Genomic DNA, 8070 nt, shown 5'->3' on the forward strand with positions numbered 1-8070 from the left:
CTGACCGAGGAGGTGATGTTGCAGAGATGGAACAGTTAAATCATGCCTATCAATTATTGATGAAGTATATAGAAGAGTTTCGTTATACTTTTGATGAAGAAGAAATTTCCAAACAATTCCCAGGAGCAGATTATGCCCATCGATTCAAACCCTAATATTTATTATGAAGATAGAGAAGATGCTGCAAGGCAACTAATTGAGCTGTTGCCTGTAGAATTACTTGAAAAAAACGAAACGGTAGTGATAGGTGTGAGTGAAGAGGGTGTTTATTTTGCAGACCAGATAGCCACAGCGATGAATGTCCAGATGGATATTTTGCTGACAGAACCAATTTTAGCGCCCAACAACTCTGAATTGGCCATTGCCATGGTTTCAGAAACAGAAGAAGTGGTGATGCATAAGGCGCTCATTGATGCTTTTGAAATCAATGAAGACTATGTATATGGTGAAGCACACAGGAAGTATGAAGAAGAAATACTCTCTTATGTATATAAATACCGAAAAGGCAAGGATCTTATCTCTCTTGCAGGGAAATATGTCGTTTTAGCTGACGAGTGTATAGAAACAGGACTCACTATGATGGTTGCACTTAAATCAGTGATCGCAAGAGGTGCTAAAAATATTTATATTGCAACACCTGTGTTAGACGAAACAGTGTATCAAAATCTGCTTACTGTTTGTGATGGTGTATTTTGCCCCCACAAGATAAAAGATTATATTTCGATAGAATACTATTATAAGGAATATGAGAGATTAGAATCTAAAGAGATATTATCCATCGTACATGTATAAGAAGTCATAGGTATTTAAAGTAGAAACAAATAAAGGAAAGATAAACGAATGAAAGAACAAATTGTAGAGATTAATGTAAACAGTCTTGAAGAAAAATACGAATTCAATAAAGTAGCTAAACAAGCAAGTGGTGCAGTAATGTACAGACAGGGCAAAGCTGTACTGATCGCAGCTGTTGCTGTTGATGAAAAGGCTGTTGATGAAGATTTCCTTCCATTGACTGTTCAGTATATGGAAAAGTCTTATGCTGCAGCAAAGATCCCTGGCGGTTTCATCAAGAGAGAAACGAAGCCTGGTGATTTTGAAACATTGACGTCTCGTATCGTTGACCGTTCTTTACGTCCGTTATTTCCAAAAGGGTTTCATTATCCTGTAACTATTACCGTGATGGTGGTAAGTGCAGATTCAGAGGTCGATATGCAGGTGGCTGCTTTACATGCAGCAAATGCAGCACTCTATGTTTCTGATATTCCTGTTTCAACTAGTATCGCTGCAGTAAGAGTTGGTACTGTGGGAGATGATATCGTTATCAACCCTACACTGACACAACAAGCCCAGAGTGAACTTGACCTTTTGGTTGTAGGTTCTGGTAAAGATGTAGTGATGATAGAGATGCGTACACTTGCTACAGAGTGTGAAGAGGGTCAAAATGCCAATGAGTTTGATGAGTCAGCACTGGTTGATGTCATTGCTATGGCAGCAGAAGCTATAGATGTATCAACAACAGCTTATGTAGATGCCTTTGCACCTATGGTAAGAGAAGCATTAGAACTTGCATTGGCTGAAGATAAAGTGGATGAGTCACTGTATACGATGATCGAAAGCAATTATGCTGAAGATGTCGAAAAAGCTATTTCACATATGGCAAAAAGTGAGCGTTCTACTGAACTTAAAAAAGTGCGTATAAAAATCATGGAAGCGTTAGAGGCTGAAGGAAAAGAAGCAGATAAAGAACTTGTTTCCAAAGTACTTGAGCGTTATAAAAAAACAGTTGTAAGAGCAATGATCTTAGATAAAAATATTCGTGCAGACGGTAGAGCACTTGATGAAGTAAGACCTATCAGCATTGAGACGAACCTTTTACCTTCTGTTCATGGTTCATGTCTATTCACACGTGGACAGACTCAGGCACTTGTTACTGTCACACTTGGTGATAAAAAAGATGCACAGATGTATGAATTGATCACTGAGAAAAACTCTCAGTCTGAGAACTTTATGGTGCACTACAACTTTCCAGGGTACTCTGTGGGAGAAGCAAAATACATCGGTGCTCCAGGTCGTAGAGAACTCGGACATGGTAACCTAGGGAAAAGAGCACTAGAGCCTTCATTGGATTTAAACTATGATGGCAGTATCCGTATGGTCTCTGAAATTTTAGAGAGTAACGGTTCTTCTTCTATGGCGACTATCTGTGGCGGTGCATTGGCATTGCGTGCAGCTGAGGTAAATACGACAGCACTTGTAGCAGGTATTGCTATGGGTCTGGTGAGTGAAGGTGACAAGTATGCAGTCCTTACAGATATTATGGGACTTGAAGACCATGATGGAGATATGGACTTTAAAGTAGCTGGTACTACGCAAGGAATCACAGCATTGCAAATGGATATCAAGCTTGGCGGTATAGAATTGAGCGTCTTGAAAGATGCTCTACAAAAAGCAAGCCAGGGAAAAAATCATATTCTTGGACTTATGGAAGAAGCAGAGAAAAACATCGCTGCAAGTACGGCACTTCCAAGTACAGAGCATTTTACAGTACACCCAAGCAAGATAGTAGATATCATTGGTAAAGCAGGTGCAACGATACGTGAGATCATCGAGAAGTTTGAAGTCTCAGTTGATCTAGATCGTGATGTGGGTGGCGTAAAACTTTCAGGTGGAGATAAAGAAAAAGTAGCAGAAGCCAAAGCTCACATAGAAGGTATTGCCTCATCTCCTGTGAAAAAACAGATGGAGTATAAAGTAGGTCAAAGCTATGATGGAAAAGTAAAGAAAATCGTAGATTTCGGACTCTTTGTTGAAATGCCAGATGGCTTTGATGCACTACTTCATATTTCAAAAGTAGCTAAAGAACGTGTCAATAACCTTTCAGAAAGATACAACGAAGGCGATGACATCACTGTTGTTGTAATGGAGCAAAAAGGTAAAAAGGTTGAACTCGCAACACCTGAATTTTTAGCATAACATTCTTCTTTCTTTTTTACTTTATTCCTCAAGACAAAAGTAAAAAAGAGATCGCTCTACACTTAACTCTTACACATACTCACAATTAACTAAATCATTATCAACCTACCTTATCAAATATAATACTTTTAATAATTAATAATCATAATTTATAATTATATTGTATTTTTATATTTTTTATGCTACACTGATTCAAAGGCCAAACTATTTGTGAAGATAGGACGGAAAACTACGGATCTCATATCAGACCGCCGGGTTGCAATCAAATGATGTGAAGAAATTTTTAAACACTATTTATATCTATGAAATGTCTACAAATTTTTTCTTACAGTAGAAATTTTGTGATGGAAACGATCTAACTTTTCTTAATTTACATTATTGCTACTATTCATAAAGAATCTCAAAATAAGGAGAAATGAATTATGAAATGGATTATTTCACGTTTAACTACAGCAATTTTATTATTGATGAGTATGGCAGAGGGGGCAAGTTATACAGCTACCGGACAATTTATATTAGGTACTGAGTTAGGTACTGCCTCTACCTTTTCTGCTACATATAGTGATGGAGACAAACGTATATCGTGGGGTACTGGAGATGGTGCGCAGAGTTATCTTCAGCTTGTAGAAAAAAGTGGTGATGCGCTTGCTGATGGTGTGGAATATCCTTTTGGGGATCTTGTACATGGTAATTTTCCGATCAGTCCACCATCATTGAGATTTGTACAATTAGAATGGACCCTTGATGTACCAACTACACCAACTGGAGAGCCTTTTAACAGAACATGGACCTTTAATCTTTACAATTGGGAGACAACCAATGGAGGTGATTGTCCTAGAGATACAGATGGAGTTATTGTAAATCCTGCAGATGGGCATCCCTATCTTGGAGACGGAAACGATGTAAGTACTTGTGATGATGCACACAACTTTGGAGCAGTAGATACAGGCAGTTTTGAACAGGATTATACCTGGGTAGACAGCAATAATACCATTTACTATTTTAAATTTAGTGGATTTTATGATGAGCAAGGAACGTTAACTTCTACCTTTTGGTCACCAGAAGACGGAATATCAACAGGTAGTGTTACATTCTCAGTTACAGCTAAAGGACAAAATGATGCATATATCAGATCACGTGTATGGGGAGACATTAACAATAATGGTATTCAAGATGCAGAAGAGACCTCAGGTCCTGCAGGTTTTATAGTTGAACTGTGGGAAGTAAATACTACCTCTATGACAGAAACAAAAGTGGATGAAACACTAACGGATGCTAATGGTAATTATTCTTTTGTAAATGTTAAAAAAGTGAGAAGTGGTTCAGGAACTGCTGTAGATAGAGTCTATAACATTAAATTTATTGCTCCTTCAAATCTCACTGGTCTATTTGAGTTCACTCAGCAAAGTACAGGAGATCCATTGGATAGTGGGACAGACAGTGATGCAGATATAAATGGAATAACTAAAAACTTTTCATTCCCAGTTGATAGTAATGGTACAGAAAATATCGATGCCGGTATTAAACGTGGTGTCATAGGTAATCAAGTGTGGGTCGATACAAATGCAGATGGTATTCAAGATCCTACTGAAAAAGGTTTGGCAGATGTAGTAGTTAATCTCTATTCAGATGGTGGCGGCACTTTAATGCAAACAGTTTCTACTGATATACTAGGCAAATATCTTTTTGTTCCGCTTCCTGCTGGAGATTATGTAGTTGAATTTATCCTGCCTACTGATTATACATTCAGTCCGAAAAATGCAGGAGGATCAACAGTTGACAGTGATGCAGATCCAACGAGTGGTAGAACGGATGTAATTCCTATAAGCCTTGCTTCCGGAGATAACAGTACAATGCTTGACTGGGATGCAGGTATGATAGGTGTTGAACCACCTGAAGAGATCCCACCTTTAGGTCCTCCTCCACCTGAAGCAGAAGATTGTCCATGTGATGATGTATCTAGTGATAGTTCATCAGCTTTAAGCATAGTTTCATCAGGACTGATGATACTTATGACACTTATGCTTGGACTTTTCTTTGTACGAAGAGAAGAACAATTAAGCAGAAATGAAACACAGGGAAGGGGATAAAGATGAAAACTATATTAAAAACAGTAACACTTACTACGCTACTTTCAAGCAGCAGTCTATTTGGCGGGGGAGATATTGCCCCTGCTGTTGTTCCTGTTCCAATTGTACAGGCAGATCCAAATCCTTTTTATGTTGGTGTAGGTCTCTTATGGGCCGGAGTCAGTAGAGACTGTTCTACTGCAGGCTGTCCTGATGTACGGCTCAAAGACTCCACTTGGGGTGGGATCATTAGAGCCGGATGGGAATATAACCAATATGTGGGTATAGAAGGACGTGCCCTGAAAGCGACCATAGATAGTGACTGGGGAGAGACGACACACTACGGTATTTTCCTTAAACCACGGTACCCAGTAAGTGAAAAGGTAAATATATATGGTCTGCTCGGATATGGGCATACAGAGATAGATACAGATTGTACAGCTATTTACGATACATACAAGTATGATGGTTTCAGTTATGGTATTGGGCTTGAGTATGATCTGTCTGACACAGAAGATGACAGATTAGAAGGAACCTATGACAGACCGTTCGATGGTCACATGGATCAGGAGAGAAAATGGGGGCTTTGGATAGATTATCAGAATCTCATGAATAATGAAGGCCCGGCGAACTTTAAATCCAATATCGTTACTTTTGGTATTACTTACGATTTCTAATCAGCATCAAGAAGGTTGCCGTATCAATATACGTGCAACCCTTCTTGAATTGATCCTATCTTTTAACCATTTTTAATCATGATAAAGATATAATTGCGACGTTATTTGAAGTGATCAGTAGGGAAATGTAGGCATTTATGTTTATATTGGCGATAATTTATTATCGTTTACGCTATCCGAACAGACTTTGAGAACAGTCGAAGAGACTTAAACTCTACTAATTTAAAGGATATAAAATGAAAAAGTTTTTCTTACTTTTCTTAGCACTTAGTGCTGTTGCTTTCGCTGGTGAAGGTGAATCTATGATCAAAGCATATTCAGTAGTTGCTGCTGGTGTTGGTCTTGGTCTTGCTGCTCTTGGTGGAGCTATTGGTATGGGTCACACTGCTGCTGCAACAATCGCTGGTACAGCTAGAAACCCAGGTCTTGGTGGTAAACTAATGACTACAATGTTCATCGCACTTGCAATGATCGAAGCACAGGTTATCTATACACTAGTAATCGCGCTTATCGCTCTTTACGCTAACCCATTTATCGGTTAATCTTAAAGACACTAAAAGGTTGTGAGGGATATAATCCCGTCACAACTTTTTGTTATCCCTCATTTTTAAAGTTTCTATAGTACTTCAACTATATATCCGCAGTGCGTCAGTGGTGGAACGGTAGACACGCTACCTTGAGGGGGTAGTGCCCTAGTGGTGTGGAGGTTCAAATCCTCTCTGACGCACCATTTTCTTCAAAACCTTTCAATAGGTATTTAATCATATATTGCTACTAATTTTTTATCATTAACATGTTTTTTGAAATGCTTGGTGTTCATTCAAAGCAACTGATTAGATTCTTGAAATTTTATAGTATATTGGTTTTTAGTGCATTTACCAGTATAGCGTCTTTCAGTGGGTCAGTATTAGGGACTGCTTCTCTCAAACATTCATAAATATAATTTCTTCATATATTAATTATTACATCAATAAATAACTTAACGTTATGTTTAGTCTTTTTTTTAACAAATCGCTATGAAATGCCGTAAAATAGGGCTTTTTAGCATTATTTTATCTTTTTTTAAGAGTTTCTTGTGTTATAATGATTACATCTTAAAACAAGGAAGAAGAATGACAAAAGCAGATTTCGTAGAATTGGTACAGAAAAATGGTGAGTTTGAGAGTAAAGCAGCAGCAGAGAGAGCAGTAAAAGCATTTATTTCTTCAGTAACTGAAGCACTAGTAAAAAAAGAGACTGTATCATTGGTAGGTTTCGGAACATTCTCTACAGTAGATGTAGCAGAAAAAAGCGGTAAAGTTCCAGGAACTGATAAAACTTATACAAAAGCAGCACACACTGCACCGAAATTTAAAATGGGTAAAACACTTAAAGACGCAGTAGCAGGTAACTAAGTTCACCCTCTCATCTACTGCCTTTGGGTAGTAGATACCCTTCATTTCATTTCATCTAATTTTTTTAAAACACCCTATAATCATCCCTGAGATATACTATGTTCATACTTTGTCTAAGGATTTTTATGCAATTACAAGATACGATATGTTTAGGTGTAGCAGGAAACTTTGCACATCATTTAGAACAAGCTGGCGAACTTAAAGACTTTGAAAATGTGATCACTGCTGAACCCGATGCACCCAAAGGTATTTTCCCTTTTTATCTTCCTGGATCTGATTCTTTTTTAGGATTGTATTCTATAGGTACAGAGTCACTAACTCTTCCTGACTATGAAGCGAATGCCCAAGTAGAACCAGAAATAGCAGTACTTTTTGATATTGTGTATGATAATGAGACAAAAGTGACTGATCTGATCGCTCAAAAATTCACTACTTTCAATGACTGTACTATTCGTAAAGAGGGTGCAAAAAAGATTTCAGAAAAAAAGTCCTGGGGTCCTAACTCGAAAGGTATAGGAGATAAATGGATCCCTATCGACAGATTTGAAGAGGGTGGAGTGATGGACAACTACCATTTGTGCTCTTTTGTGAAGCGTGAAGGGGTATTACACCCTTATGGTGTGGATGCACCACTACTTGGTTACTCTTACTTCTATACTAAGCTTAAAACGTGGCTCATTGATAAAATGAACACCCAAGAAGATTTTGGACCACTGGAAGATATAGCTACGCATCTTAAAGGATGTCACTATCCAAAACAAGCACTTATTTCCATAGGAGCAACAGCTTATGCAGAATTTGGTAAGAAGAATTATTTACAAAGTGGCGATGAAGTTTATGTGATCGCATATGACCATCGCAATGAAGACTCTAGTATAGGATCCTCTGCTCATAAAGTTGTATTGCACCAAAAAGTAACGTCATAGTTTAAAAAGAATTAAGCTTATAGCCATAATG

At 38.0% G+C, this 8070-nt stretch carries 7 protein-coding genes, 1 tRNA gene and 1 riboswitch; all 8 genes read left to right on the top strand.

Annotated elements, in window-relative coordinates; all coding sequences use genetic code 11:
- The first annotated feature begins 132 nt into the window (after window positions 1–132).
- The gene (locus tag WBM70_RS00110; RefSeq protein ID WP_424556482.1) at window positions 133–792 is read left to right on the top strand and encodes a phosphoribosyltransferase; all 660 of its coding nucleotides are present in this window, start codon (window positions 133–135) and stop codon (window positions 790–792) included.
- Window positions 793–840: 48 nt separating this feature from the next.
- Window positions 841–2973 carry a polyribonucleotide nucleotidyltransferase gene (locus tag WBM70_RS00115; RefSeq protein WP_424556483.1) on the top strand — a complete coding sequence of 711 codons (2133 nt, stop codon included), beginning with the start codon at window positions 841–843 and terminating at the stop codon, window positions 2971–2973.
- A 188-nt stretch (window positions 2974–3161) separates the two neighbouring features.
- Window positions 3162–3237: riboswitch (cyclic di-GMP riboswitch) on the top strand.
- 158 nt (window positions 3238–3395) lie between these two features.
- Window positions 3396–5063 carry an SdrD B-like domain-containing protein gene (locus WBM70_RS00120; protein WP_424556484.1) on the top strand — a complete coding sequence of 556 codons (1668 nt, stop codon included), beginning with the start codon at window positions 3396–3398 and terminating at the stop codon, window positions 5061–5063.
- A 2-nt stretch (window positions 5064–5065) separates the two neighbouring features.
- The gene (locus tag WBM70_RS00125; protein WP_424556485.1) at window positions 5066–5719 is read left to right on the top strand and encodes a porin family protein; all 654 of its coding nucleotides are present in this window, start codon (window positions 5066–5068) and stop codon (window positions 5717–5719) included.
- A gap of 236 nt (window positions 5720–5955) precedes the next feature.
- Window positions 5956–6261 carry a F0F1 ATP synthase subunit C gene (locus WBM70_RS00130; protein WP_424556486.1) on the top strand — a complete coding sequence of 102 codons (306 nt, stop codon included), beginning with the start codon at window positions 5956–5958 and terminating at the stop codon, window positions 6259–6261.
- Between the two features lie 103 nt (window positions 6262–6364).
- Window positions 6365–6449: transfer RNA gene (locus WBM70_RS00135), tRNA-Leu, on the top strand.
- A 382-nt stretch (window positions 6450–6831) separates the two neighbouring features.
- Window positions 6832–7113: an HU family DNA-binding protein gene (locus WBM70_RS00140; protein WP_373028963.1), complete on the top strand. Its 282-nt coding sequence runs from the start codon at window positions 6832–6834 to the stop codon at window positions 7111–7113.
- A 125-nt stretch (window positions 7114–7238) separates the two neighbouring features.
- A complete protein-coding gene (locus WBM70_RS00145; RefSeq protein ID WP_424556487.1) occupies window positions 7239–8039 on the top strand; it encodes a DUF5718 family protein in 801 nt (266 codons plus the stop codon).
- Window positions 8040–8070 lie beyond the last annotated feature (31 nt).

This window comes from Sulfurovum sp. (assembly GCF_049668085.1).
Classification (GTDB): domain Bacteria; phylum Campylobacterota; class Campylobacteria; order Campylobacterales; family Sulfurovaceae; genus Sulfurovum.

Coding starts and splice junctions, on each gene's coding strand:
- WBM70_RS00110 (WP_424556482.1), top strand. CDS start 133: ATGCCCATCGATTCAAACCCTAATATTTATTATGAAGATAGAGAAGAT.
- WBM70_RS00140 (WP_373028963.1), top strand. CDS start 6,832: ATGACAAAAGCAGATTTCGTAGAATTGGTACAGAAAAATGGTGAGTTT.
- WBM70_RS00145 (WP_424556487.1), top strand. CDS start 7,239: ATGCAATTACAAGATACGATATGTTTAGGTGTAGCAGGAAACTTTGCA.
- WBM70_RS00130 (WP_424556486.1), top strand. CDS start 5,956: ATGAAAAAGTTTTTCTTACTTTTCTTAGCACTTAGTGCTGTTGCTTTC.
- WBM70_RS00125 (WP_424556485.1), top strand. CDS start 5,066: ATGAAAACTATATTAAAAACAGTAACACTTACTACGCTACTTTCAAGC.
- WBM70_RS00120 (WP_424556484.1), top strand. CDS start 3,396: ATGAAATGGATTATTTCACGTTTAACTACAGCAATTTTATTATTGATG.
- WBM70_RS00115 (WP_424556483.1), top strand. CDS start 841: ATGAAAGAACAAATTGTAGAGATTAATGTAAACAGTCTTGAAGAAAAA.